The sequence below is a fragment of the Streptomyces plumbidurans genome (assembly GCF_019857225.1).
Taxonomy (GTDB): domain Bacteria; phylum Actinomycetota; class Actinomycetes; order Streptomycetales; family Streptomycetaceae; genus Streptomyces; species Streptomyces plumbidurans.
Genome location: NZ_JAFJSY010000004.1, coordinates 48681 through 74228 on the forward strand (window position 1 = coordinate 48681; position 25548 = coordinate 74228).

At 71.2% G+C, this 25548-nt stretch carries 20 protein-coding genes; 13 read left to right on the forward strand and 7 right to left on the reverse strand.

Translation table 11 applies throughout. From position 1 onward, the window contains the following. The first annotated feature begins 123 nt into the window (after positions 1-123). Positions 124-3144 carry an alpha-mannosidase gene (locus JYK17_RS03195; RefSeq protein WP_222809718.1) on the forward strand — a complete coding sequence of 1007 codons (3021 nt, stop codon included), beginning with the start codon at positions 124-126 and terminating at the stop codon, positions 3142-3144. Positions 3145-3243: 99 nt separating this feature from the next. On the opposite strand, the gene JYK17_RS03200 is transcribed toward JYK17_RS03195, so the two are convergent. Then, a complete protein-coding gene (locus JYK17_RS03200; protein WP_222809719.1) occupies positions 3244-3945 on the reverse strand; it encodes a FadR/GntR family transcriptional regulator in 702 nt (233 codons plus the stop codon). Positions 3946-4109: 164 nt separating this feature from the next. Between JYK17_RS03200 and JYK17_RS03205 the strand changes: the two genes are divergently transcribed. The 8 genes from JYK17_RS03205 to JYK17_RS03240 are packed head-to-tail and all read left to right on the forward strand — an operon-like array spanning position 4110 to position 12034. Next, entirely contained in the window at positions 4110-5186 is a 1077-nt protein-coding gene (locus JYK17_RS03205) for a sugar ABC transporter substrate-binding protein (RefSeq protein ID WP_128801233.1), read from the forward strand. Continuing rightward, on the forward strand, positions 5183-6700 hold the full coding sequence (locus tag JYK17_RS03210) for a sugar ABC transporter ATP-binding protein (RefSeq protein WP_222809720.1): 1518 nt from the start codon (positions 5183-5185) through the stop codon (positions 6698-6700). The genes JYK17_RS03205 and JYK17_RS03210 overlap by 4 nt, the downstream gene beginning before the upstream one ends. Further along, the gene (locus JYK17_RS03215) at positions 6693-7721 is read left to right on the forward strand and encodes an ABC transporter permease (RefSeq protein ID WP_108012262.1); all 1029 of its coding nucleotides are present in this window, start codon (positions 6693-6695) and stop codon (positions 7719-7721) included. Before JYK17_RS03210 ends, JYK17_RS03215 begins: the two co-directional genes overlap by 8 nt. Positions 7722-7757: 36 nt before the next feature. Beyond that, positions 7758-9158, forward strand: a complete 1401-nt coding sequence (locus tag JYK17_RS03220) for an L-fuconate dehydratase (RefSeq protein ID WP_108012263.1) — start codon at positions 7758-7760, stop codon at positions 9156-9158. Beyond that, positions 9155-9910, forward strand: coding sequence for an SDR family NAD(P)-dependent oxidoreductase (locus JYK17_RS03225; RefSeq protein WP_222809721.1), 756 nt, complete (start codon positions 9155-9157; stop codon positions 9908-9910). Before JYK17_RS03220 ends, JYK17_RS03225 begins: the two co-directional genes overlap by 4 nt. After that, a complete protein-coding gene (locus tag JYK17_RS03230; protein ID WP_222809722.1) occupies positions 9907-10893 on the forward strand; it encodes an aldo/keto reductase in 987 nt (328 codons plus the stop codon). The genes JYK17_RS03225 and JYK17_RS03230 overlap by 4 nt, the downstream gene beginning before the upstream one ends. Next, on the forward strand, positions 10890-11204 hold the full coding sequence (locus tag JYK17_RS03235; RefSeq protein WP_108012266.1) for an L-rhamnose mutarotase: 315 nt from the start codon (positions 10890-10892) through the stop codon (positions 11202-11204). Before JYK17_RS03230 ends, JYK17_RS03235 begins: the two co-directional genes overlap by 4 nt. Beyond that, on the forward strand, positions 11201-12034 hold the full coding sequence (locus JYK17_RS03240; protein ID WP_128801228.1) for an amidohydrolase family protein: 834 nt from the start codon (positions 11201-11203) through the stop codon (positions 12032-12034). The genes JYK17_RS03235 and JYK17_RS03240 overlap by 4 nt, the downstream gene beginning before the upstream one ends. Positions 12035-12082: 48 nt before the next feature. On the opposite strand, the gene JYK17_RS03245 is transcribed toward JYK17_RS03240, so the two are convergent. Then, positions 12083-13507: a lipase maturation factor family protein gene (locus JYK17_RS03245; protein WP_222809765.1), complete on the reverse strand. Its 1425-nt coding sequence runs from the start codon at positions 13505-13507 to the stop codon at positions 12083-12085. A gap of 125 nt (positions 13508-13632) precedes the next feature. On the opposite strand from JYK17_RS03245, the gene JYK17_RS03250 reads away from it, so the two are divergent. Together JYK17_RS03250 and JYK17_RS03255 are read left to right on the forward strand one after the other, a co-directional pair. Then, positions 13633-15708 (forward strand): SpoIIE family protein phosphatase, encoded by a 2076-nt coding sequence (locus tag JYK17_RS03250; protein ID WP_108012269.1) that lies wholly within the window; start codon positions 13633-13635, stop codon positions 15706-15708. 41 nt (positions 15709-15749) lie between these two features. Further along, the gene (locus JYK17_RS03255) at positions 15750-16613 is read left to right on the forward strand and encodes an Fpg/Nei family DNA glycosylase (RefSeq protein ID WP_108012270.1); all 864 of its coding nucleotides are present in this window, start codon (positions 15750-15752) and stop codon (positions 16611-16613) included. Positions 16614-16639: 26 nt separating this feature from the next. Here the strand turns inward: JYK17_RS03255 and JYK17_RS03260 are convergent, their stop codons facing one another. The 3 genes from JYK17_RS03260 to JYK17_RS03270 form a co-directional block, all read right to left on the reverse strand. Beyond that, positions 16640-17299, reverse strand: coding sequence for a zf-HC2 domain-containing protein (locus JYK17_RS03260; RefSeq protein ID WP_108012271.1), 660 nt, complete (start codon positions 17297-17299; stop codon positions 16640-16642). A 193-nt stretch (positions 17300-17492) separates the two neighbouring features. Next, positions 17493-17999 (reverse strand): hypothetical protein, encoded by a 507-nt coding sequence (locus JYK17_RS03265; RefSeq protein ID WP_108012272.1) that lies wholly within the window; start codon positions 17997-17999, stop codon positions 17493-17495. Positions 18000-18154: 155 nt separating this feature from the next. Next, positions 18155-18700, reverse strand: a complete 546-nt coding sequence (locus tag JYK17_RS03270) for a sigma-70 family RNA polymerase sigma factor (protein WP_108012273.1) — start codon at positions 18698-18700, stop codon at positions 18155-18157. A 235-nt stretch (positions 18701-18935) separates the two neighbouring features. On the opposite strand from JYK17_RS03270, the gene JYK17_RS03275 reads away from it, so the two are divergent. Beyond that, on the forward strand, positions 18936-20087 hold the full coding sequence (locus tag JYK17_RS03275) for a CapA family protein (RefSeq protein ID WP_222809723.1): 1152 nt from the start codon (positions 18936-18938) through the stop codon (positions 20085-20087). A gap of 13 nt (positions 20088-20100) precedes the next feature. Here JYK17_RS03275 and JYK17_RS03280 read toward each other — a convergent pair whose 3' ends face one another. Further along, positions 20101-21513, reverse strand: a complete 1413-nt coding sequence (locus JYK17_RS03280; RefSeq protein WP_222809724.1) for an amino acid permease — start codon at positions 21511-21513, stop codon at positions 20101-20103. A gap of 168 nt (positions 21514-21681) precedes the next feature. After that, positions 21682-22143 (reverse strand): universal stress protein, encoded by a 462-nt coding sequence (locus JYK17_RS03285; RefSeq protein WP_108012276.1) that lies wholly within the window; start codon positions 22141-22143, stop codon positions 21682-21684. Between the two features lie 89 nt (positions 22144-22232). Between JYK17_RS03285 and lysX the strand changes: the two genes are divergently transcribed. Beyond that, positions 22233-25514, forward strand: coding sequence for a bifunctional lysylphosphatidylglycerol synthetase/lysine--tRNA ligase LysX (lysX, locus tag JYK17_RS03290; RefSeq protein ID WP_222809725.1), 3282 nt, complete (start codon positions 22233-22235; stop codon positions 25512-25514). Positions 25515-25548: the final 34 nt, after the last annotated feature.

The following is a 25548-nucleotide window of genomic DNA, read 5'->3' on the forward strand; positions in this document are numbered from 1 at the left end:
TCGTCGCGGGCGCGGTTGGAAGCGCCTGTCGTGGGGGAGCTGTACACAGCGTCGGCCCCCGTCACCGCGACCCGCACCGCGTACCACCCGCAATCCGTACCCCCCGGCCTTGGAGCACCCCGCATGCATGACGACCGCAGCCTGGTCGAAGCCCGTCTCAAGCGCGTCCTCGACGAACGCATCCGTCCCGCCGTGTACCCCGAGTCCGTCCCGCTGGAGGTCGCCGTCTGGCACGCGCCCGGCGAACCGGTCCCGGTCGCCGAGGGCCTCGCGGCCGAACCCGAGCCGATTCAGGTGGGCGCCCGCTGGGGTGCCCCCTGGGGCACCAGCTGGTTCCGCGTCACCGGCACCGTCCCCGAGGACTGGGCCGGCCGGACCGTCGAGGCCATCCTCGACCTCGGCTTCGACGAGAACATGCCCGGCTTCCAGTGCGAGGGCCTGGTCTACCGGCCCGACGGCACCCCGGTGAAGGGCCTCAACCCCCGCAATCAGTGGGTGCGCATCGGCGCCCCCGTCGCGGGCGGGGAGGAGGTGCGCCTGCATGTCGAGGCCGCCTCCAACCCCGTCATCCTCGACTACCACCCCTTCCTGCCCACGCAGCTGGGTGACAAGGAGACCGCGGGCAGCGAACCGCAGTACACCCTGGCCCGGATGGACCTCGCCGTCCTCGACGAGACGGTGTGGCAACTGGTGATCGACCTGGAGGTGCTCGGCGAGCTGCTGGCCGAACTGCCGGTGGACTCGGCGCGCCGCCACGACATCGTGCGCGCGGTGGAGAGGGCCCTCGACGCGCTCGACCTCCAGGACGTGAACGGCACGGCGCAAGAAGCCCGGGAGCGGCTGATCGAAGTCCTGTCCGCACCTGCTGTCTCCTCCGCACACCGCATCAGCGCCGTCGGCCATGCGCACATCGACTCGGCATGGCTGTGGCCGCTGCGCGAGACGGTGCGCAAGGTGGCCCGTACGACCGCCAACATGACCGCCCTGCTGGAGGACGAGCCGGACTTCGTCTTCGCCATGTCGCAGGCCCAGCAGTGGGCGTGGGTGAAGGAGCACCGGCCCGAGGTGTGGGCGCGGGTGAAGAAGGCGGTGGCCGAGGGGCGGTTCGTGCCGGCCGGCGGCATGTGGGTGGAGTCGGACACCAACATGCCCGGCTCGGAGGCGATGGCCCGTCAGTTCGTGCACGGCAAGCGGTTCTTCCTCGACGAGTTCGGCATCGAGAACGACGAGGCATGGCTGCCCGACACCTTCGGCTTCGCCGCGGGCCTGCCGCAGATCATCCGCGCGGCCGGTTCCACCCGGCTGCTCACCCAGAAGATCTCGTGGTCGCAGACCAACAAGTTCCCGCACCACACCTTCAACTGGGAGGGCATCGACGGCACCCGGATCTTCACCCACTTCCCGCCCGTCGACACCTACAACTGCTCGATGAAGGGCAGCGAGATCGCCCACGCGGCCCGCAACTTCAAGGACAAGGGCGTGGCCCGCCACTCCCTGGCCCCCACCGGCTATGGCGACGGTGGCGGCGGCACGACCCGTGAGATGGTCGCCAAGGCGGCCAGGCTGCGCGACCTCGAGGGCTCGGCGAGCGTCGTGTGGGAGACCCCGGAGCAGTTCTTCGCCAAGGCCGAGGCCGAATACCCCGAACCCCCCGTCTGGGTCGGCGAGTTGTACCTCGAACTCCACCGTGCCACCCTCACCAGCCAGGCCGGTACGAAGCAGGGCAACCGCCGCAGCGAACACCTGCTGCGCGAGGCCGAACTGTGGGCGGCGACCGCGGCCGTACGCACCGGATTCCCCTACCCTTACGAGGAGTTGGACCGGATCTGGAAGACGGTGCTGCTGCACCAGTTCCACGACATCCTGCCCGGCTCCTCCATCGCCTGGGTGCACCGCGAGGCCCGCGCCACCTACGCGCGCCTCGCCGAGGAACTGACCGCCATCATCGAAGCCGCCCAACGCGCCCTGGCCGGGGAGGGATCGACGGAGTTCGTCTTCAACTCGGCCCCCCACGGCCGCGACGGCGTCCCCGCGGGCGGCGCCGGCACCCCGGCCGTCGAGGGACGGACCGTGCTCTCCGCGCGCGAGGGCGGCGGTCACGTCCTGGACAACGGCCTGCTGCGCATCGAGATCGACGCCCGCGGTCTCGTCGTGTCGGCCTACGACATCGAGGCCGGCCGGGAGACCGTCGCCCCGGGACGGGTGGCGGGCCTGCTCCAGCTGCACCCGGACTTCCCGAACATGTGGGACGCCTGGGACGTCGACGAGTTCTACCGCAACACGGTCACCGACCTCACGGACGCCGACGAGGTGAGCGGCGGCGAGGACGGCGCGTCCGTGCGGGTCGTACGGTCCTTCGGCGCCTCGCGCGTCACCCAGGTGCTGTCGCTGCCGCCGGGCGAGCGGCGGCTGGTGCTCGACACGGAGGTGGACTGGCACGAGACGGAGAAATTCCTGAAGCTGGCCTTCCCGCTCGACGTGCACGCCGAACGGTACGCGTCGGAGACCCAGTTCGGGCACTTCCACCGGCCCACGCACTCCAACACCTCCTGGGAGGCGGCCAAGTTCGAGGCCTGCAACCACCGCTTCGTGCACGTCGAGGAGCCCGGCTGGGGCGTGGCGATCGTCAACGACTCGACGTACGGCCACGACGTGACCCGTACGGTACGCACCGACGGCGACCGCGGTACGACCACGACCGTGCGGGCGTCCCTGCTGCGTGCCCCGCGCTTCCCGGACCCGGAGACGGACCAGGGCGTCCACCGCTTCCGGCACGCACTGGTGCCGGGCGCGGGCATCGGGGACGCGGTGCGCGAGGGCTGGCGGATCAACCTGCCCGAGCGCCGGGTGACCGGCGCGCGGGAGGTGGCACCGCTGGTGGGCGTCGACCGGGACGGCGTCGTGATCACGGCCGTCAAGCTGGCCGACGACGGAAGCGGCGACGTGATCGTCCGCTTCCACGAGGCGCACGGCGCCCGGACGAGGGCCACGCTCACGGCCGGTTTCCCGCTCGCCGGTGCGACCGTGACCGACCTGCTGGAGCGCCCGCTCGCCGACGCGCCCGCACCCGAGCGGGACGGCGCCGGTCTCACGCTGTCCCTGCGCCCCTTCGAGCTGGTCACGCTCCGGCTGGCCAGGGGCTGACCCGGGGGCACACCTACGAGGGAGGGGGGCGCCGCCAGCAGCAGACGGCACCCCCCTCCTTTGTCGTCGCGCGGGCTTACGAGCCGTCAACTCCCGTGTTCATGAGCCCAGTTGCGTCCTCAGCCACTGCTCCACCTCGCCGACGTGCGCCGCCGCTGCCGCGCGGGCGGCCTCCGGGTCGTGGGCGACCAGGGCGCGGTGGATCGCCGCGTGTTCGCGGCGGGTGCGGTCGAAGGCACCCTCCTCCTCGTAGCCGCGCCAGACGCGGGCGCGGAAGGTGCGCGAGGACAGGCCCTCCAGGATGGCCGCCATGGTGTCGTTGCCCGCGGCGGCGGCGATCTCGCGGTGGAAGGCGAGGTCGTGGGCGAGGATCTCCTCGGGGTCGTCGGTCGTGTTCATCGCCGTGAGGTGCTTCTCCACCTCGGCGAGCTGGTCGGGGCTGATGCGGGCCGCAGCCAACGCGGTCGCCGTGGACTCCAGGACGCGGCGCACCTCCAGCAACTCCACCAGACGCGGGCCCCGGGACAGATCGGCGACCACCCCGAAGGTCTCCAGCAGGTCGCCGGCCTCCAGCTGGGTCACGTAGATCCCGGAGCCGTGCCGGGCCTCCAGGACGCCGAGCACCGTCAGCGCCCGGATCGCCTCGCGCATCGAACTGCGCGACAGGCCCAGCTGGACGGCGAGGTCGCGCTCGGTGGGCAGCCGCTGGCCGGGCTCGAGGCGGCCCTCCGCGATCATCGCCTTGATCTGCTCCATGGCCCGCTGCGTCACGGTGCCCTTCTGCGGAGCTGTCTCGTCCACGCCACTCCTCCAGTCACCGGGTCGCCGCAGTCTAACCAGCGGAGTGGTCCGACCACTACCGCTCCGAAGCCGCAAAATATGGTGTGCGGGGGTGTTGTATCGGGGAAGTGGTCTGATAAGTATGCCGTCATCTGCTCGAACCCGCTCAACGAGGAGCCGCCAAGATGCCCGGCAGGACAGTGCGGAAACGGAACAGGTCCAACATCGTCGGCGTGGTGGCCATCGCGGCCTGCGCCTCGCTCGCTCTCACCGCGTGCGGCAGCACCAAGGACACCGGGGGCTCCGCCGCCGCCGGGGGAGGCGGCGGCGACGGCAAGGTCGGAGTGATCCTGCCCCTGCTGACCTCGCCGTTCTGGCAGTCGTACAACGACTACGTGCCGAAGATGGCCAAGTCCGAAGGCGTCGACGCGCTCAAGACCGTCAACTCCAACAGCGACCCCTCGCAGCAGATCACCGACATCAACAACCAGCTGAACCAGGGCGTGAAGGGCCTGGTCGTCGCCCCGCTGGACAGTGCCGCCATCGAGGCGGGGCTCGACCAGGCCGACCGCAAGGGCGTGCCCGTCGTCGCCGTCGACGTGGCCCCCGACAAGGGCAAGGTCGCCATGGTCGTGCGCGCCGACAACGTCGCCTACGGCACCAAGGCCTGCGACTACCTCGGCGCACATGTCACCAGCGGCAAGGTCGTGCAGATCATGGGCGACCTCGCCTCGGTCAACGGCCGCGACCGCTCCGAGGCGTTCCGCTCCTGCGTGAAGAAGAAGTACCCCAAGCTCAAGGTCCTGGAGATCCCCGCCAAGTGGGAGTCCGACACGGCCGCCTCGAAGCTCGACACCCTGCTGAACGCCAACCCCGACATCAAGGGCATCTACATGCAGGCGGGCGGCGTCTACCTCGCCCCGACCCTGCAGACCCTCAAGTCCAAGCACCTGCTCAGGACGGCCGGCCAGAAGGGCCACATCGTCATCGTCTCCAACGACGGCATCCCGCAGGAGTTCGACGCCATCCGCAAGGGCCAGATCGACGCGACCGTCTCGCAGCCCGCCGACGCCTACGCCAAGTACGGCATGTACTACATCAAGGCGGCCATGGCCGGTAAGACCTTCAAGCCAGGGCCGACCGACCACGACTCGACGATCGTCAAGCTGCCCAGCGGCATCCTCGAGGACCAGCTGCCCGCCCCGCTGGTCACCAAGAAGAACGTCGACGACCCCAAGCTCTGGGGCAACACGGTCAAATGAGCACCCAGGAAAGCCCGTCCGTGCCCCTCGTCGAGGCGCGGGGCGTCGTCAAGCGCTACGGTCCGGTCACCGCCCTCGCGGACGGCCGGCTCACCGTGCTGGCCGGCGAGTCCCACGCGCTCGTCGGCCGCAACGGCGCCGGAAAGTCCACCCTGGTCAACGTCCTGACCGGCCTCCAGGCGCCCGACGAGGGCACCGTCCGCTTCGACGGCGAGCCCGCGCCCGCGCTCGCCGACCGGGACGCCTGGCGCCGCAAGGTCGCCTGCGTCTACCAACACCCCACGGTCGTACCGGAGTTGACGGTCGCGGAGAACCTCTTCATCAACCGCCAGCCGCAGCACCGCGGCTTCATCAGTTGGCGTCGGCTGAAAGCCGAGGCGGCCGAGCTCCTCGACACCTGGGACGTGCGCGTCGACCCCGAGGCACGCACCGCCGACCTCAAGGTCGAGGACCGCCAAATGGTGGAGATCGCACGGGCGTTGAGCTTCGGCGCCCGCTTCATCATCCTCGACGAGCCCACCGCCCAGCTCGACAACCGCGAGATCGAGCGGCTCTTCGACCGCATGCGCGCCCTCCAGGACTCCGGCGTCACCTTCCTGTTCATCTCGCACCACCTCCAGGAGGTCTACGAGGTCTGCCAGGCCGTCACCGTGCTGCGCGACGCCCGCTGGATCACCACCGCCCCGGTCGCCGAGCTGCCGCGGACCGCCCTGATCGAGGCCATGGCGGGGGAGTCCATCGAGACCATCGCCGAACAGGGCGTCCAGGAGAAGATCGTCGACGAGAGCGCGCCCGTCCTGCTCGACGCCCGCGGGCTCACCTCGGAGTCGTACGAGAACGTCGACCTCACCGTCCGCCGCGGTGAGGTCGTCGGACTCGCCGGCTCCAGCGCCAGCGGCAAGATCGAACTGGCGGAGGCCCTCGCGGGACTGCGCACACCGAGCGGCGGGACCGCGCAACTCGACGGTGAGCGGCTGCCGTTCGGCTCGGTGCAGGCCGCCCTGAAGGCCGGTGTCGGCTGCGTCCCGCGCGACCGGCACGAACAGGGTCTGGTGGCCGGCATGACCGTCGGCGACAACGCCACCATGAGCGTGCTCGACCGGCTCGGCCGGTTCGGCTTCATCGGCACCGACCGCAAACGCGGCTTCGCCACCGAGCTGATCGATCGCCTCGACATCCACACCGAGGGCCCCGAGCAGCCCGTCTCCGACCTGTCCGGCGGCAACGCGCAGAAGGTGGTCATGGCCCGCGCCCTCGCCTCCGACCCGCGACTGCTCGTCCTGATCAACCCCACCGCGGGCGTCGACGTGAAGTCCAAGGAGTCGCTGCTCGCCCGCGTGGACAGCGCCCGCGACGACGGCACCGCCGTCCTGGTCGTCTCCGACGAACTCGACGACCTGCGCCGCTGCGACCGCGTCCTCGTCCTCTTCCACGGCCGCGTCGTCGCCGAGCACGCGGCGGGCTGGCGCGACCACGAGCTGATCGCCTCCATCGAAGGAATTGACCATGGCTGACACCAAGGCGGCCGAGCCGCTCGCGCCGCCGAAGGTCCCCGCCGCGCGGTCCGCCAGGACGGTGCTGCTGCGCCGGGCCCGCGAACTGGCCCTCGTACCCGCCCTGTTGCTGCTGATGGTGCTCGGCACGGTGGTCAACGACTCGTTCCTGACCGAGCGCAACCTGATCTCGATCCTGGGTGCGTCCGCCGCGCTCGCCATGGTCGTGCTCGCCGAGTCCCTGGTGCTGATCACCGGCAAGTTCGACCTGTCCCTGGAGTCGGTCGTCGGCATCGCGCCCGCCGTCGGAGCGCTGCTCGTGCTGCCCGCCGCGCAGTCCGGCTGGGGCCCCGAACTCCCGGCCGGACTGGCCCTGTTCGCGGTTCTCCTGGTGGGCGGAGCGGTCGGCGCCTTCAACGGCATCCTGGTCGTCAAGCTCAAGCTCAACGCGTTCATCGTGACGCTCGCGATGCTGATCGTCCTGCGTGGACTGCTGGTCGGCGCGACCAAGGGCAAGACCCTGTTCGGCATGCCCGACAGCTTCTACACCCTCGCCACCAGCACCTTCCTGACCGTCCCGATGTCGGTGTGGCTGGCCGCCGTCGCATTCGCCGTGGCGGGGCTGATCCTGCGCTACCACCGTGTCGGACGCGCCCTGTACGCCATCGGCGGCAACGCGGACGCGGCCCGCGCGGCCGGTATCCGGGTCGAGCGCGTGATGCTCGGCGTGTTCGTCGTCGCCGGTGTGCTCGCCTCGGTCGGCGGCATCATGCAGACCGGGTACGTGGGCGCGATCAGCGCCAACCAGGGCCAGAACATGATCTTCACCGTTTTCGCGGCGGCAGTCATCGGCGGCATCAGCCTCGACGGCGGCAAGGGCACCATGTTCGGCGCCCTCACCGGCGTACTCCTGCTCGGCGTCGTACAGAACCTGCTCACCCTCGCCCAGGTGCCGTCCTTCTGGATCCAGGCCATCTACGGCGGAATCATCCTGGTCGCCCTCATGATCGCCCGCGTGACGACGGGCCGCGCGCAGGACTGACGTCCGCCCGAACTGCCCCCGACCGAAAGGCCATCCGTGTCCCCGACGCCCGACCCCTCCCGCCGTATCACCGCGCTCGAGACGCACGACATCCGCTTCCCGACCTCGCGCGAGCTCGACGGCTCCGACGCGATGAACCCGGACCCCGACTACTCGGCCGCGTACGTGGTGCTGCGCACGGGCACGGAGGAAGGCGCGGCCGGGCCACGGGGGCACGGCTTCACCTTCACCATCGGGCGGGGCAACGAGGTCCAGGTCGCCGCGATCCACGCGCTGCGCCACCATGTGGTCGGACGGTCCGTCGACGAGGTGTGCGCGAACCCGGGCGCGGTCTACCGCGACCTGATCGGGGACAGCCAACTGCGCTGGCTGGGGCCCGAGAAGGGCGTGATGCACATGGCGATCGGCGCGGTGATCAACGCCGTGTGGGACCTGGCCGCCCGGCGCGCCGGCAAACCCCTGTGGCGGTTGCTCGCCGAGGCCGATCCCGAGTGGCTGGTCGAGCAGATCGACTTCCGGTATCTGACAGACGCGCTCACCCCCGAGGAGGCGCTGGACCTCCTGCGGCGCGGACGCGAGGGCGCGGCGGAGCGGACGTCCCGCCTGCTGGAGCGCGGCTATCCGGCCTACACGACGTCCGCGGGCTGGCTCGGCTACAGCGACGAGAAGCTCACCCGGCTCGCCGCGCAGGCGGTCGCCGACGGCTTCCGGCAGATCAAGCTCAAGGTGGGCGCGGACCTTCAGGACGACGTACGGCGCTGCCGGGTCGCCCGCTCGGTGATCGGCCCGGACCTCCGCCTGGCGATCGACGCCAACCAGCGCTGGGACGTCGACGAGGCGATCCGCTGGACCAGGGCGCTGGCCGAGTTCGACCCGTACTGGATCGAGGAGCCCACCAGCCCCGACGACGTCCTCGGGCACGCCGCGATCCGCAAGGCGGTCGCGCCGGTCAAGGTGGCCACCGGCGAACACGTGCAGAACCGGATCGTCTTCAAGCAGCTGCTGCAGGCGGGCGCCCTCGACATCGTCCAGATCGACGCGGCCCGCGTCGGCGGCGTCAACGAGAACCTCGCGATCCTGCTGCTCGCCGCCAAGTCCGGCGTACCCGTCTGCCCGCACGCGGGCGGCGTCGGCCTGTGCGAACTCGTCCAGCACCTGTCGATGTTCGACTACGTGGCGCTCTCCGGCACCACCGAGGACCGCGTCATCGAATACGTCGACCACCTGCACGACCACTTCCTCGATCCGGTGGTGATCCGGGAGGGTCACTACACGGCACCCACCGCGCCGGGCTTCTCGGCCGCCATGCGCCCCGAGTCGATCGCGCGGTACTCCTTCCCGGACGGCGCCTTCTGGACCGCCGACCGCGACCAGAACAAAGACCGGAAGAAAGACCAGAAAGACAAGAAGGACGAGAAGAAGGGACGGGCGGCATGACGGACTTCGAGGGGCTCAAGGCCCTGGTGACGGGCGGCGCCTCCGGCATCGGACGGGCCACGGCGGAACTCCTCGCCACCCGCGGCGCCCAGGTGGCCGTCCTCGACCTCGACCCCTCCTCGGTCGACAAGCCGCTGCTCGCCCACCGCGCCGACGTCACCGATGATGCGTCCGTACGAGAAGCGGTGGCGGCCGCGGTCGCCGAACTCGGCGGACTCGACGTACTGATCAACAACGCGGGCATCGGCGCCCAGGGCACCGTCGAGGACAACGACGACGACGAATGGCACCGGGTCCTCGACGTCAACGTGCTCGGCATGGTGCGCGTGGCCCGTGCCGCGCTCCCGCACCTGCGCGCGTCCCAACACGCGGCGATCGTCAACACCTGCTCCATCGCGGCCACCGCCGGCCTGCCGCAGCGGGCCCTCTACAGCGCCAGCAAGGGCGCCGTGTACTCGCTGACCCTCGCCATGGCCGCCGACCACGTCCGCGAGGGCATCCGCGTCAACTGCGTCAACCCCGGCACGGTGGACACCCCGTGGATCGGCCGCCTGCTGTCCAAGGCCCCCGACCCCGCCGCCGAACGCACCGCCCTGGAGGCCCGCCAGCCCACCGGCCGCCTCGTTACGGCCGATGAAGTCGCCGGCGCCATCGCCTACTTGGCCAGTCCGCTGTCCGGCGCCACCACCGGCACCTCCCTCGCCGTCGACGGCGGCATGCAGGGTCTGCGCATGCGGCCGGTGGGCCAGTGAGGGCGCTGGGCCGCAGTGGCGTCGAGGTCGGGCCGCTGGCCTTCGGCGGCGCCGGCATCGGCGGTCTGTACACCGAGGTGAGCGACGAGCAGGCGCACGAGGCGATCGCCGCGGCCTGGTCGGCGGGGATGCGGTACTTCGACACCGCGCCGCACTACGGCCTCGGCCTGTCCGAACGGCGCCTGGGCGCCGCCCTGCGCGCACAGCCCCGCGGCGCGTACACCCTCTCCACCAAGGTCGGCCGCCTGCTGGAGCCGACCGACGCGGGCGGCGACGACCTCGCCAACGGCTTCGCCGTGCCCGCAACCCACCGCCGCGTCTGGGACTTCAGCGCCGACGGCGTACGCCGCTCCCTGGAGGCGAGCCTCGAACGGCTCGGCCTCGACCGCGTGGACGCCGTCTACCTGCACGACCCCGACGACCACGCCGAACAGGCCCTCCACGAGGGCTACCCGGCACTGGAGAAGCTCCGCTCGGAAGGCGTCGTCGGTGCCATCGGCGCCGGCATGAACCAGGCCGGGATGCTCACCCGCTTCGTCCGTGACACCGACGTCGACATGGTGCTGTGCGCCGGCCGCTACACCCTGCTCGACCAGCGGGCGCTGAACGACCTGCTGCCCGCCGCGCAGGAACGCGGCACCTCGGTCGTCGTCGGCGGCGCCTTCAACTCCGGCCTGCTGGCCGACCCGAAGCCGGGAGCCACCTACAACTACGGCCGGGCACCCGCGGAGTTGCTGGAGCGCGCCGTGCGCCTGAAGGCCCTCGCCGACCGGCACGGCACCACCCTGCGCGCCGCCGCCCTCGCCTTCTGCGCCGCGCACCCGGCGGTCGTGAGCGTCCTGGTCGGCACCCGGTCGGCGGACGAAGTACGCGACTGCGCCGCGCAGTTCGCCGCACCCGTCCCGCACGAGTTCTGGCAGGAACTGCGCAGCACGGGCCTGCTGCCGCCCGAGGCCCCCGTCCCCGCCGAGGAGCCGTCGTGAGAGTCGCCCTGCACACCAAGGTCCGCGCGGACCGCATCGCCCAGTACGAGGCCGCCCACCGCGAGGTCCCCGAGGAACTCACCAGAGCCATCCGGGCGTCCGGTGCCACCTCCTGGACCATCTGGCGCAGCGGCACCGACCTGTTCCACGTCCTGGAGTGCGAGGACTACGCCCGGCTGCTCGCCGAGCTGGAGCAGCTCCCGGTCAACGTCGCCTGGCAGGCCCGTATGGCCGAACTGCTGGACGTGGTCCACGACTACTCCGACGAGGGCGCGGCGGCCGGCCTGCCCGTGGTCTGGGAGCTGCCGTGACGGTCGACGCCCACCACCACGTCTGGGACCTGTCGGTCCGCGACCAGGACTGGATCCCCCAAGACAGCCCGCTGCGCCGCGACTTCGGCGTCACGGACCTCGCCCCCCAGGCGCGGGCGGCCGGAGTCGACCGCACCGTCCTCGTACAGACGGTCACGGTCGCCGAGGAGACCCCGGAGTTCCTGGAGCTGGCCGCCTCGCACGAGTTGATCGCCGGCGTGGTCGGCTGGACCGACCTCACCCGCCCGGACGTTGCCGACGAACTCGCCCGGCTGCGCGAACTCCCCGGAGGACGCCACCTCAAGGGCATCCGCCATCAGGTCCAGGGCGAGCCCGACCCCGAGTGGCTGCTGCGCCCGGACGTGCTCCGCGGCCTCGCCGCCGTCGCCGAAGCGGGCCTGGTCTACGACCTGATCGTCCTGGCGCACCAGCTCCCGGCCTGCGCCAAGGCTGCCGCGGCTCTGCCCCAACTCACCTTCGTTCTCGACCACTTGGGCAAGCCTCCGATCGCGTCGGGCGCGCGGGAGCCCTGGGCGTCCGACCTCCGCGCCCTCGCCGCCCTGCCCAACACCACCGCCAAGCTCTCCGGCCTGGTCACCGAGGCCGACCCTGCCTCCTGGAGCATCGACGACCTTCGCCCGTACGCCGAAACGGCTCTGGACGCCTTCGGCCCGGACCGGCTGATGTTCGGCTCGGACTGGCCGGTCTGCACGGACCGGACGTCCTACGGTGAAGTGCTGTCCGCGACAAGGGAGTTGACGGCGGGCCTGAGCCCCACGGAACACGCCCAGCTCTTCGAGACCACGGCCACCCGCGTCTACGGCCTCTGAGCCACTCGCGTCCCGCGCGTCCACGCCACTGAGCCATCCCGCCCCGCGTCACGACGACCTCTGCACCGCCCCCGCCAGCCGCGTCGGCGGCAGGTACTCCCGCACGTACGTCCGCCGCCAGCACGCCCCCGTCTCCCGCAGTTCGCGCCAACTCGTGTACTCGTAGCGGAAGAGGCGGGCGCGGATGTGGCGGGGCGGGGCGTCGGGCGGGAAGGGGGAGCTGCGGAGCAGGCGCAGGGTGTCGCGGTCGTTCTCCAGGAGCCGTTCCACCAGGGCGCCGAACCAGCCGCCCGCGTAGGAGGGCGACAGCGCGGCGAACCACATCAGCCAGTCCAGACGCAAGTGGTACGGCGCGAACTGGCGCGGCCAGCGCCGTGGATCGCCCGGCTTGCCCCTGAACTCGTACTCCCGCCACTCGGAGTCCTCGCGCGGCACCGCGTCGTACGTCCCCTCGATCACCACCTCGTGCCGCAACCTGCTGACGCTGCCGAACGCGCCATAGGTGTTGACCAGATGGAGCGGGTCGAAGGAGCGGTTCATGACCTGGCGGCGGGAGAGCATGTTGCGGACCGGCCGGTGACCGAGGCCGAGGAGAAGCGCGGAAACCGCGAGGACCAGGACCTCGTACCAGAGCGGGGGACCGGGCACCGACGGTGCGTCACCGGGCAGCCGCAGCGCGGAGACGGCGAGCACGATGGTGATCCAGTTCAGCCAGGCGAAGTTGCCCGACAGCACCAGCCACAGCTGGGTGACGATCATCAGTGACGCGGCGGCGGTGGCGACCGGCTGCGGGGTGAACAGGAGGAAAGGCACCGCGAGTTGGGTGACGTGGTTGGCGGCCACCTCGACCCGGTGCAGGGGCCGGGGCAGATGGTGGAAGAACCAGCTCAGCGGGCCCGGCATCGGCTGTGTCTCGTGGTGGTAGTCGAGGCAGGTCAGCTTGCGCCAGCACGCGTCGCCGCGCATCTTGATCAGACCCGCCCCGAACTCCACCCGGAACAGGATCCAGCGCAGCAGGAGAACGACCACGATCGGCGGGGCCACGTCGTCGTTGCCCAGGAAGACGGCCAGGAAGCCCACTTCGAGGAGCAGCGACTCCCAGCCGAACGAGTACCAGGTCTGGCCGACATTGACGATCGAGAGATACAGCGCCCAGGGCACGAGCCACAGCAGCATGCCCGCCCAGAGGGGGAGCAGGGAGTCCGCGCCGGCGATCAGCGCCGCCGCGACCGCGCAGCCGGTCCAGGAGCAGGCCGCGAAGAAGCGGTCCGAGTAGTGGAGCCGGAACAGGGTCGGGGCCTGCCGGAAGCGGACCCGTTCGAGGAAACGGGGGACCGGCAACATGCCCCGCTCACCGATCAGCGCCCGGAACTGCACCGCCGCCGTCAGGAACGCCACGAGGTACAGGACGGCCAGAGCCCGCTGGAGGACCAGCCGGCTCCACCAGTACTCGGATGCGGTGAACCAGTCCACGGCCGTGCGCCCCTCACTCACATTGTCGCCCCGAACCCTATGTCACTCTCCGTATATCCGTCCTCCGGGAAACAACTCCGTGCTCCCGGGTCGAAGAATCGGGCGAATCCTGGCAAGGTGGGCCCATGGTTGATCGGGGAGCGAGCGCCCTGTCACTTCCGGACGACTGGCCCGCCCACCCGGATCCGATCCTCGCGCTCAACCGCATGGGCAGCTTCGACTGGGATCTGGACACCGGTCTCTTCCACATGGACGCCCAGGCCCACGAGGTCTTCGACGTGCGCCCCGACGAATACGACGACCGCCCCGAGACCCTCGCGGCCCGGGTGCCCGCGGCCGAGGGATACCGGCTCGACAGCCTGGTCTCACAGGCCATGAAGGACGGCAGCGAGAACTACGGCGCCTACTTCCGCATCCGCCGCCGCGACGGCAGCCTGCGCTGGACCCACACCCAGGGATACATCCGGCGCGACGAGACGGGCCGTCCGCGCCGGATCATCGGCATCGTCCGCGACGCCACCCAGGAACTCGGCGACAGCGAGGCCCGCCGCGAGCAGGACATCCAGGACGCGGCCCGTCGCGAGCAGACCAACGTCGTCCAGCTGACCACGGCCGCCCTCGCGCACGCCCGCACCGTCCAGGACGTCATCGACGTCGTCAAGGACACCCACGGCCTCACCCATCTCGGCGCCACCAGCCTGGTCATGGGCCTGGTCGAGGCGGGCCGCATCCGGCTGATCGCGGAGGGCCCGGCGGGCAGCTTCGTGCCCGGCACCCTCGTCACCCGCATCGACGAGCCGTACCCGATGAGTGACGCCGTACGGACGCTCACGCCCCGCTTCATCGAATCGCCGGAGGAGTTCGCCGAGGGCTACCCCGTGCTGTGGCCGCACATCACGGATCTGAACATCACCTCCGCGGCCTATCTGCCGCTGATCGTCCAGGGCCGCCCGATCGGCGCCATGGGCCTGCTCTACAGCGACCGGCGCGGCTTCTCCACCGAGGAGCGCAACCTGCTGCTCGCCCTCGGCAGCAGCATCGCGCAGAGCTTGCAGCGGGCCATGTTCTTCGAGCAGGAGAAAGACCTCGCAAGCGGCCTCCAGCAGGCCATGCTGCCGCGCACCATCCCCAGCGTCCGCGGCGCCGACGTCGCCGTCCGCTACCGCTCGGCCTCCCTCGGCCGGGACATCGGCGGCGACTGGTACGACCTCATCCCGCTGCCCGGCGGGCGGGTCGGCGCCGTCATCGGGGACGTTCAGGGCCATGACACGCACGCGGCGGCCGTCATGGGCCAGCTCCGCATCGTGCTGCGTGCCTACGCGGCCGAGGGCCACACCCCCGCCACCGTCATGGCCCGTGCCTCGGTCTTCCTGCACGAACTCGACACCGACCGCTTCGCGACCTGCCTGTACGCGGAGGCCGACCTGGCCACCGGAGTGGTCCAGGTGGTCCGCGCCGGGCACATCGACCCGCTGGTCCGGCACACCGACGGCAGCTGCCGCCGGGTGCCCGTCCCCGGCGGCCTGCCGCTGGGCCTGTCCGCCGAGTTCGGCAGGCTCGAGTACCCGGTCGGCACCCTGGAGCTCGACCCCGGCAACACCCTGCTGCTGTGCACCGACGGCCTGGTCGAACAGCCCGGCGCCGACCTGGACGAAGGCGTGCACACCCTCACGGCCCTGATCGCCTCCGGGCCGGACGACGTACGGCACCTCGCGGACTGCCTCATCGACGTGGCCGAGGAACGCGGCGGCGACGACGACGTGGCCCTGCTCCTGCTGCGCCGCCGCGGCCTGGAGACCGGCGAGGCCGGCGGCCGGCTCCGGCAGCATGTGGCACCCGGCGACCCGGAGGCACTCACCGAGGCCCGGCACATGATCCGCGCAGCCGTGCGCACCTGGGGCGCGGCCGACCGCGCCGACGAGATCGAGCTGGTCGCCGACGAGGTGATCACCAACGCGCTGATGCACACCGAAGGGGCCGCGATCGTCACCCTCAGGGTCCTCACCGGCATGGACCGCAGACTGCGCGTCGAGGTCGAGGACTCCTCCAGCGCCCTGCCGCGCCGCCGCGAGGCGGGGGAGTCGGGCGTCTCCGGGCGCGGTCTGCTCCTGGTGGACCTGCTCACGGACGCGTGGGGCGTGGAGGCGCGGGGCGGCGGCAAGTGCGTGTGGTGCGAGTTCGTGGTCCCCGAGGACGCCTGACACCGCCTGGCACTGTCGGTGCCGGGTGGCACTCTGGACGTATGCCGGAACTTCCCGAGGTGGAAGCGCTCAAGGACTTCCTCAGCGAGCACCTGGTCGGTCACGAGATCGTGCGGGTGCTGCCCGTCGCGATCAGCGTCCTGAAGACGTACGACCCCCCGCTCACGGCCGTCGAGGGCCGCGAGGTCACCGCCGTGCACCGGCACGGCAAGTTCCTCGACCTCGTGACCGACGGCGGCCCGCACTTCGTCACCCACCTGGCCCGTGCGGGCTGGCTGCACTGGAAGGACAGGTTGCCGGACGGCCCGCCCCGCCCCGGCAAGGGCCCGCTCGCCCTGCGCACGGCCCTGGAGACGGGGGCGGGCTTCGACCTCACGGAGGCGGGCACCCAGAAACGCCTCGCGGTCTACGTCGTCCACGACCCCCAGGAGATCCCGGGCGTCGCCCGCCTCGGCCCCGATCCGCTCGCGGACGACTTCGACGCCGGGCGCTTCGCCGAGCTGCTGAAGTCCGAGCGGCGTCAGATCAAGGGCGCCCTGCGCGACCAGAGCCTGATCGCTGGAGTGGGCAACGCCTACAGCGACGAGATCCTGCACGCGGCGAAGATGTCCCCCTTCAAGCTGGCCGCGTCCCTCACTCCCGAGGAGACCGACCGCCTGTACGAGGCCCTGCGCAGCACCCTCATCCAGGCCGTCGAGCGCTCGCGCGGAGTGGCGGCGGGCCGGCTCAAGGCGGAGAAGAAGAGCGCCCTGCGGGTTCACGGGCGTACGGGCGAGCCCTGCCCGGTGTGCGGGGACACCGTCCGCGAGGTCTCCTTCAGCGATTCCTCGCTCCAGTACTGCCCGACCTGTCAGACCGGCGGCAGACCGCTGGCGGACCGCAGGATGTCACGGCTGCTCAAATAGCCGCCGGACGCGGACCGGCCGCGGATCTAGTCCGCCGGGAGCGTCACCAGGTGCTCGCCGTCGATCGTCCGCAGGTCGTAGTGGGCGATCTCGGTGGGGTGCATGGCCGAGCTGCCCTGCATGGTGATGGGGCGGGCGTCGTGGCTGGGCACGGTCCAGCTGGTCACGATCTGCTCGGAGCCGTCGCGGCCGACGGCGATCAGACGGCAGGAGCGCGGGCCCGCGCCGTCCTTCACCTCGAGCTTGACCTGGCTGCCGCTCTCCGCGTCCTGGGTCGTGACCTGCGCCCACACGCCGGACTTGGCGTCGGTCGCGGCGATCCGCGCGGCCGTGGCACCGCCGCCGGCGTTCGCCATCATCGTGATGCCGGGACCGGCCACGGCGATCGCCGCGGACGCGGCCAGGCCGAAGATGAACCGCCGGCGGCCGGCCCGGTGGCGGGCCGCCACAGTGGCAAGCAGCCGGTCGAGCAGTTGCGGGCCGGGCCTGGACATGGGGCTCACGAACCGTGGGGTCGCCCGGCGGTACAGCATCATCTGCCGGGTGATGGGCCCGAATTCGGTCACGTGAGCGGCGCAGCGCGCGCACTCCATGAGGTGGTCCTCGAAGCGGAAGGCGTCCGCCTCGTCCAGCACGCCGAGCGCGTACGCGGCGACGTCGCGATGCCTCTCCTGGGACGACCACATGCCGAATCCTCGTGCCGTTGGGTGCGGGTGGGGTTACTCCTTGCTCCCACCGGTACGCACCAGACAGTCGAATCACTCAAGGCGTACACAGAATCGCAACCCAGGGATTCGGAGCGGCCGGGCCCGCGGATTGGTCCGCGGGCGAACGCGTCCGAAAAAGACGGATGGCGCTCCAGAAAAGTTGGATGGCGCTCTAGAAAAGGTGGATGGCGAGATGACCGAGCGGCAGGCCCAGCTGCCACGCCTTCGTCCACACCTTCGGCCCCTCGTCCTCGCCGACCGCCGCGGCCCCGCCCGGCACCGCGTTCAGATCGGGCGCGAGCAGCTCCGTCTCCTCCAGCCAGCGCCAGGCCGCCCGTGCCAGCTCCAGATCGGGAGCGGGCTCGCCCGACTCCGCCGCCTCGGCACCGAGCTTGGCCATCCGCTCCCGCACCCAGTCCTGCCACGGCTGGTCGTAGGCCGTCAGCGACGCCCACGTGTCCAGTTGCGAGACCACCCGGATGCCCGGGAGTTCGCCGTCCGTGTCCGACAGGAAAATGGTCAGCGCCAGGGCGTCGCGACCGGCCCGGAACTCGAAGGACGTCGGCGGCATCAGGTCGCCCGTCCTCAGCAGTTCGTCGGCGATGTACTCGGCGTACAGCCACGCCATGGGGACGATGAGTTCGCCGCCGTCCGTGCTCTTGTGACCTCTGTGCAGCATCCCTTCCTGCCTTCCTCCGGTGCGTGCGCGTCGCCCGGCCCGAGATCCCGTCCGGGACCCCGGGCCCCCAGTCCGGAACACGGATGAAGACAGCTGATTGCTCAACACATGTCTTCAGCAAGGCGCTTTACCGAGGTTTGACCCGGCCGTCCGTTTCACCGCAGGTCGGCCGCATAACCCGGAAGCACCCGGCGCAGGGCGCGCAACGCGTAGTACGCGCGGGACTTCACCGTACCGGGCGGGATGCCGAGCGTTTCGGCGGCTTCCGCCACACTCGCACCCTGGAAGTACACGAGCACCAGGACTTCACGGTGCTCCGGAGTGAGTGTCTTCACAGCCTCGCGCACATCCAGGGCGGCGGCGGCCCGTTCGGCGTGGTCGCCGATCACCCGCGTGTTCTCCAGGATCGCGTCCCCGACCTCGGGCGGCCGCGCCTGCCGGGCCCGGCGCGCGTCGATGGCGAGCCGCCGTCCCACCGTCATGAGCCACGGCCGTACGGAGTCGAAGTCGTCGGCGCGCAACGCCTCGGGGTGCTGCCAGGCGCGCACGAGGGTCTCCTGCACCAGATCCTCGGCGCGTTGGCGGTCGCCGTCGCAGAGCCGGAGGAGAAGTGCGAAGAGGGGGCGCCCGTGCTCCCGCTGCAGTGCGGCCAGTTCGTGTTCGGCGGTCGTCGCGTTGGTGAGGATGGGTCCGGCCGTCATGCGCGTATGGCACCGCAGGGGCGGTAGTGCCGCACAGTGCCCGCGCCGGGGTCTGCGGCGGACGGTCGATCGCGTCGGCGAACGGTTCGACGAGCGGTTCCGGACACCGCTCACGGCGGTCCGCTGCGCCACCCGGCGGGCGCCGGACGGGCTAATCGAGGTGCCCGGATTGTTTGGGGGCGCTCTCAGCTTCGTACCTATTTGTGCGTAAATACGACCACAGTGGGGTGAGCTGATGATTGCACGCAGCCGACAGGTTGCCCTGGCGCTGACGGCCCTGCTGGCCGCGGGAGCCGCCTGCCAGGCCGAGCGCCACGATCCCTCCGCCGCAGCCGCGCGGCCGGCCCCGTCCGCGGCCCGCGGATTCACACTGGTCGCCTCCGGCGACGTCCTGCCGTACAGCTCGGTCATCGACCGGGCGCGGTTCGACGGCGGCGGAAGCGCCTACGACTTCCGGCCGATGTTCGCCGGCATCGCACCCGTCGTCTCCCGCGCCGATCTGGCGCTGTGTCACATGGAGACCGTCTACGGGGCGAACGGCGTCTACAGCGGCGCCCCCGACTTCAGGTCGCCGCCCGAGATCGCCCAGGCCCTCGCCGCCAGCGGCTACGACGGATGCTCGACGGCCTCGGAGCACAGCCTCGACGACGGTGCCGACGGCATCCGCCGCACCCTCGACGCCCTGGACCGGGCGGGCGTACGGCACGCCGGTACGGCGCGCTCCGAGGCCGAGGCGCGCACCGTCACCGTCCTGCGGGCGGGCCCCGCCAAGGTCGCCCACCTCGCCTACACCTTCGACACCGGCGGCAAGCCGCTGCCCGCCGGGCAGCCCTGGGCCGTCCACCTCCTCAACGAGAACGCGATCCTGGCCGACGCCCGGGCGGCCCGGAAGGCGGGCGCCGACGTGGTGGTCGTGTCCGTGCACTGGGGCACCGAGTGGCAGGACGCACCGGACCAGCAGCAGGTCGCCCTGGCCCGGCAGCTGACCGCCGCCCGCACCGGCGGCCGCCCCAACATCGACCTCGTCCTCGGCACCCACGCCCATGTCCCGCAGGCGTACGAGAAGGTCAACGGCACCTGGGTCGTCTACGGCCTGGGTGACCAGATCGCCGGCGAGATGAGCAACAACGCGAACGTGCAGGACCCGCGCGGCAACGAGTCGACCCTCGCCCGCTTCACCTTCGCCCCGCCCGCGCGGCCCGGGGGCCGCTGGGAGGTCGCGAAGGCGGAGTTCGTCCCGCAGATGTTCGACGTCGACGCCGGGCGCGTCGTGAACCTCAATCAGGCGCTCGACCAGGGCGCCGGGGTCAAGGCCGTACGCGACTCGATCCGGGACGTGGTGCTCAGCCGCGGTGCGGCCAAGGACGGGCTGGTGATGGGGAAGTAGCCCCGCGGGCACCCTAACCGCGCGCCAGCTCCGAGCGCTTGTACGAGTAACCGAAGTAGATGACGACCCCGATCACGAACCACACGGCGAACCGCACCCAGGTCTGCCACTGCAGATAGGTGATCAGCCAGATCGAGGCGACGACACCCACCGCGGGCACGAGCGGCATCCACGGCGTCCGGAAGGAACGCGGGAGTTCCGGTTGCCGGTAGCGCAGCACGATCACCGCCGTGCACACCACCACGAACGCCAACAGGATGCCGATGTTGGTCAGTTCGGCCGCCTCGCCGATCGGCAGGAACCCGGCGATGATCGCCGAGGCGACCCCCACGATCCAGGTCACCCGGGTGGGCACATGCCGCGTCGGGTGCGTCTTCGCGAACCACTTGGGCAGCAGCCCGTCCCGGGACATGGAGAACCAGACCCGGGTCACGCCCAGCATGAAGGTGAACATCACGGTGAGGATGCCGATGATCGCACCCACCGCGATCACGTCCGCGAGACCGCCGAGCCCGACCGCCTTGAAGGCGGTGAAGAAGCCGCTCTCCGGGTCGATGTGCTTGTAGTCCTGCATGCCGGTCAACACCAGACAGGCGGCCACGTACAGGACCATCGAGATGATGAGGGAGTAGATGATCGCCTTCGGCATGTGCCGTGCCGCGTCCTTGGACTCCTCGGCCGCGGTCGACATGGCGTCGTAGCCGAAGACCGCGAAGAACACGGTCGCCGCACCGGTGAAGGCGCCGCCGACGCCGAACGGGAAGAACGGGTGGTAGTTGCCGGTGTCGATGTGGAACACGCCCACGGCGATCACCAGCAGCACCACCAGGACCTTGAGCGCCACGACGAACGTCTCGAAGCGGGCGGCGTTCCTGATGCCCATGTTCAGCAGCCAGGCGATCAGCAGGCACAGGACGGCCGCGAACAGGTCGACCTTGTGCCCGTCACCCGTACTCGGCGCCCCCAGCATCCACTTGGGCAGTTCCGCGCCCATGTCCTCGACCAGGAAGCTGAAGTAGCCGGAGATGCCGATCGCCACGACGGCCACGATCGCCGTGTACTCCAGCAGCAGGTCCCAGCCGATGAACCAGCCCGCGAACTCGCCGAGCACCGCGTAGCCGTAGGTGTAGGCCGAGCCGGCCTTCGGGATGAGGCCCGCGAACTCGGCGTAGGACAGCGCGGCCGCGGCGCTCGCGATGCCGGCGATGAGGAAGGAGATGAGGACCGCTGGTCCCGCCGTACCGTTGGCCACGGTGCCGGCGAGGGTGAAGATGCCCGCCCCGATGATGCCGCCCACACCGATGGCGGTCAGTTGCCACAGCCCCAGGGACCGGTCGAGCCGGGTGCCCTCGCCGACCTCCGTCTCCTCGATGCGCTCGATCGGTTTGCGGCGGAGAATCCCCTCGCCCATCCGGAGCCCGGCCATGCGCCTCACCCTTCACGTTCGGCAACGGCTGACGGCCGATCATGATGGCCCAGCGACGCCCGCGAGGGAAGACGCCGCGCAGATACGCGGAACGGCTCGGGGAGGGGGCACTGCGGCCGGCCCGAGTCCGGACGCGCTCTTGCCGGGCCCGGCGTTCTCGCGCACCGCTCACGGCACCACAGTCACCGGCCACCGCCCCGCCTTCACCAGGCGGACCGCCACCGACCCCACGATGCGGTGGCCGGCCTGCTCGGAGGCGCCGACCACCACCGCGTCCGCCTTCAGCTCGTCCGCGGCCTTCACCAGGCCGCCGTACGGGTCGCCGCGGAAGGTGTGGAACTCCCAGCGCACCTCGAATATCCCCTTGAGCCGCTCGGTGGCGTCCCGGATGTAGGAGATCAGTCCCTCGGCGATCTCGTCCGTCGTCTCGGCGACCGGCGCTCCCATGGCAGCGCCCGCGGCCATCACCGGCTGCACGTACACGACCGCGAGCAGCGCGCGCTGGCGGCGGGCCAGGCCACCGGCATATGCCGCCGCGCGCAGCGACGAGTCGGAGCCGTCCACTCCGACCACGATGACCTTGGGCCCGTCCGTGCCGCGCTCGAACTGATGCGGGTGCTGTTCCGTCACGGCGGTGAGGCTATCGGAAGCCGCAGGTCCCGCCGATATGCGGGACGTCTCGACGGGACAGGCGGCCGCACAGTTCCTACAGTCGGAACATGAGTGCCACTGTGGGGGCCGCCCCGAAGAAGGGCACCGCGGGCCCGGCCCGGCCGCCCGGAATCGGGCCGATGAGCAAGGTGCCCGACGTATTCGCGGCCTTCTTCGGCGCCCTCGGGCTGTTCTGCGTCCTGCTGGCCCTCATCCCGCCGCTGCGCAGACTGCTGCGCCCGGTGGTCCGCTTCCTGGACCTGCTCATCGTCCCGGTCAGCGCCAATCTCGCCTACGCCGTCTTCCTCTTCCTGCTCGCCGCCGCGACCGCCTCCCGCAAGAAGATCGCCTGGTGGCTGGTGGTCGTCTACCTGGGCCTGCTGGTCCTCGACGACCTCCTCGGCGTGGCACTCGGCCTGTACGCCCAGTCCGTTCCGTCCCTCGTCGTCTGCTCCCTCGCGCTGGCCCTGCTGATCGTCGCCCGCGGGGAGTTCTACGCCGCCTCCAGACGCGCCGCCGTCCGCCGCGCCGTCGGCGTCCTGCTGGCCGGGCTCGCCCTCGGCCTCCTCGTCGGCTGGGGCCTGGTGGAGCTGTTCCCCGGCACGCTCCCGCGCGGCCAGCACCTGGCGTGGGCCGCCAACCGCGTCTGCGGCGGCCTGGTCTCGGCCCGGTCCTTCGACGGCCGCCCGCCCCGCGCCCTGTACTTCCTGCTCGGCCTGTTCGGCGCGCTCGCCCTGCTCAACGCCGCCGCCACCCTGTTCCGTTCGCAGCGCATGGAGTCCGCCCTGCACGGCGACGAGGAGTCCCGTATCCGCGCCCTGCTCGGGGCCTACGGCGAGCAGGACTCCCTCGGCTACTTCGCCACCCGGCGCGACAAGGCCGTCGTCTTCTCACCCAGCGGCAAGGCCGCCGTCACCTACCGCGTCGAGGCCGGCGTCTGCCTCGCCGGCGGCGACCCCGTGGGCGACCGGGAGGCCTGGCCGCACGCGATCGCCGCCTGGCTGGACGTGGCCCGCCGACACGCCTGGGCGCCCGCCGCCATGGGCGCCTCCGAGGACGGCGCCAGGGCCTACGCACGGGCCGGACTCGGCGCGCTCCAGCTCGGGGACGAGGCGATCCTGTACCCGGCCGACTTCGACCTGGACGGCCGCGACATGCGGGTCACCCGGCAGGCCGTGCACCGCGTCCGCCGCACCGGCGCCCACTGCCGCATCCGCCGCCACTCCGCCCTCACCGACGAGGAGATGGAGGAGATCGTCGACAAGGCGGACGCCTGGCGCGACACCGAGACCGAGCGCGGCTTCTCCATGGCCCTGGACCGCCTCGGCGACCCCGCCGACGGCGACTGCCTGCTCGTGGAGGCCCTCGGCGAGGACGGCCGCCTGCTCGCGCTGCTCTCCTTCGTGCCCTGGGGCCGCGACGGCATCTCCCTCGACCTGATGCGCCGTGACCGCAGCGCACCCAACGGCGTCATGGAGTTCATGGTCGACGAACTGTGCACGGCCGCGCCCAAATCCGGCGTGCGCAGGATCTCGCTGAACTTCGCCGTGTTCCGCTCCGCGTTCGAGGAGGGCGCCCGCATCGGCGCCGGACCGGTCCTCAGACTCTGGCGGCGACTGCTGCTGTTCTTCTCCCGCTGGTGGCAACTGGAGGCCCTCTACCGCTCCAACGCCAAGTATCACCCGCAGTGGTACCCCCGCTTCATCTGCTACGGCGACACCGGCTCCCTCGCCCGGATCGGACTGGCCTCCGGTATCGCCGAGGGATTCGTTTCCGTACCGTCGCTGCGGAAACTCTGGGGGAAGGGGCACCACCCCAAGGGCTCGCCCAGACCCGCGACCACCGAGGGACTGCCGTCGCTGTCCGCGCTCGGCCTCGCCGGAGGGGACGAGGCCGGGCCCACAGACGCGTACGCCGGCCTGCCCGAGCAGGTCCGCGTCCGGCACCGCACCCTGGACCGGCTGCGCGCGGACGGCACCGATCCGTACCCGGTCGACGTCCCCCGGCTCACCCATGCCCTGGCCGACGTCCGCGAGGGCGACCAGGTCACCGTCGCCGGACGCATCATGATCATCAGGGACTTCGGCGGCATCGTCTTCGTGGTGCTGCGCGACTGGTCGGGCGACCGCCAACTCGCCCTCACCCGCGAGGGGTCGGGACCCGCCCTCGACCGCTTCACCGCCGACACCGACATCGGCGACCACATCACGGCGACGGGCCGGGCAGGGGTGAGCCGCAGCGGCGAGCCCACGATCTTCGTCACCGACTGGCGGCTCGTCGGCAAGTGCCTGCGCCCGCTGCCCGACAAACGCCACGGCCTGGCCGACCCCGAGGCCAAGGTCCGCATGCGCTACGTCGACCTGATGTCCAGCCCCGACGCCCGCGCCGTCGTCCGCGCCCGCTCCACGGCCGTCCAGGCGCTGCGCCAGGGCCTGTTGCAGCGCGGCTACCTCGAGGTCGAGACGCCGATGCTGCAGCAGATCCACGGCGGCGCCAACGCCCGCCCCTTCACCACCCACATCAACGCCTACGACCTCGACCTCTATCTGCGCATCGCGCCGGAGCTGTACCTCAAGCGGCTGTGCGTCGGCGGCCTGGAGAAGGTCTTCGAACTCGGCCGCACCTTCCGCAACGAGGGCGTCTCCTACAAGCACAACCCCGAGTTCACGATGCTGGAGGCCTACCAGGCCTTCGCCGACTACGACGTGATGCTCGACCTCGCCCGCGAACTGATCCAGCAAGCGGCCACCGCCGCCTTCGGCTCGCCCGTCGCCCGCAAGGACGGCGAGGAGCACGACATCTCGGGGGTGTGGCCGGTCAAGACGGTGCACGGCGCGATCTCGGAGGCCCTGGGGGAGGAGGTGGACGCCGACACGGAGCTGCCGGAGCTGCAGCGGCTGTGCGACGGCGCGGGAGTCCCGTACACCGCCGAGGACGGACGCGGCGACGTCGTCCTGGAGATGTACGAGCGCCTGGTCGAGGAGAAGACCCAACTCCCCACCTTCTACAAGGACTTCCCGACCGACGTCTCCCCGCTCACCCGCCGGCACCGCGTCGACCCACGGCTGGCCGAGCGCTGGGACCTGGTCGCCTTCGGTACTGAACTGGGCACCGCCTACTCGGAGTTGACCGACCCGGTCGAGCAGCGCCGGCGGCTGACCGCCCAGTCCCTGCTGGCCGCGGGCGGCGACCCCGAGGCGATGGAACTGGACGAGGACTTCCTCGACGCCCTGGAGTACGCGATGCCGCCCACCGGCGGCCTGGGGATCGGCGTCGACCGCCTGGTCATGTTCCTGACGGGCCTGACGATCCGTGAGACGCTGCCGTTCCCCCTGGTGCGCCGCCGCTGAACATGGTGCGCCGTCGCTGAGCGCGCCGCCGGCC

What these genes read in the sequence shown, in the direction of transcription:
- JYK17_RS03210 (WP_222809720.1), top strand. Translation starts at nt 5,183, where the DNA reads ATGAGCACCCAGGAAAGCCCGTCCGTGCCCCTCGTCGAGGCGCGGGGC.
- JYK17_RS03265 (WP_108012272.1), bottom strand. Translation starts at nt 17,999, where the DNA reads ATGCTGCACAGAGGTCACAAGAGCACGGACGGCGGCGAACTCATCGTC.
- JYK17_RS03195 (WP_222809718.1), top strand. Translation starts at nt 124, where the DNA reads ATGCATGACGACCGCAGCCTGGTCGAAGCCCGTCTCAAGCGCGTCCTC.
- JYK17_RS03225 (WP_222809721.1), top strand. Translation starts at nt 9,155, where the DNA reads ATGACGGACTTCGAGGGGCTCAAGGCCCTGGTGACGGGCGGCGCCTCC.
- JYK17_RS03260 (WP_108012271.1), bottom strand. Translation starts at nt 17,299, where the DNA reads ATGTGGTCGTCCCAGGAGAGGCATCGCGACGTCGCCGCGTACGCGCTC.
- lysX (WP_222809725.1), top strand. Translation starts at nt 22,233, where the DNA reads ATGAGTGCCACTGTGGGGGCCGCCCCGAAGAAGGGCACCGCGGGCCCG.
- JYK17_RS03205 (WP_128801233.1), top strand. Translation starts at nt 4,110, where the DNA reads ATGCCCGGCAGGACAGTGCGGAAACGGAACAGGTCCAACATCGTCGGC.
- JYK17_RS03280 (WP_222809724.1), bottom strand. Translation starts at nt 21,513, where the DNA reads ATGGCCGGGCTCCGGATGGGCGAGGGGATTCTCCGCCGCAAACCGATC.
- JYK17_RS03215 (WP_108012262.1), top strand. Translation starts at nt 6,693, where the DNA reads ATGGCTGACACCAAGGCGGCCGAGCCGCTCGCGCCGCCGAAGGTCCCC.
- JYK17_RS03250 (WP_108012269.1), top strand. Translation starts at nt 13,633, where the DNA reads ATGGTTGATCGGGGAGCGAGCGCCCTGTCACTTCCGGACGACTGGCCC.
- JYK17_RS03270 (WP_108012273.1), bottom strand. Translation starts at nt 18,700, where the DNA reads ATGACGGCCGGACCCATCCTCACCAACGCGACGACCGCCGAACACGAA.
- JYK17_RS03255 (WP_108012270.1), top strand. Translation starts at nt 15,750, where the DNA reads ATGCCGGAACTTCCCGAGGTGGAAGCGCTCAAGGACTTCCTCAGCGAG.
- JYK17_RS03275 (WP_222809723.1), top strand. Translation starts at nt 18,936, where the DNA reads ATGATTGCACGCAGCCGACAGGTTGCCCTGGCGCTGACGGCCCTGCTG.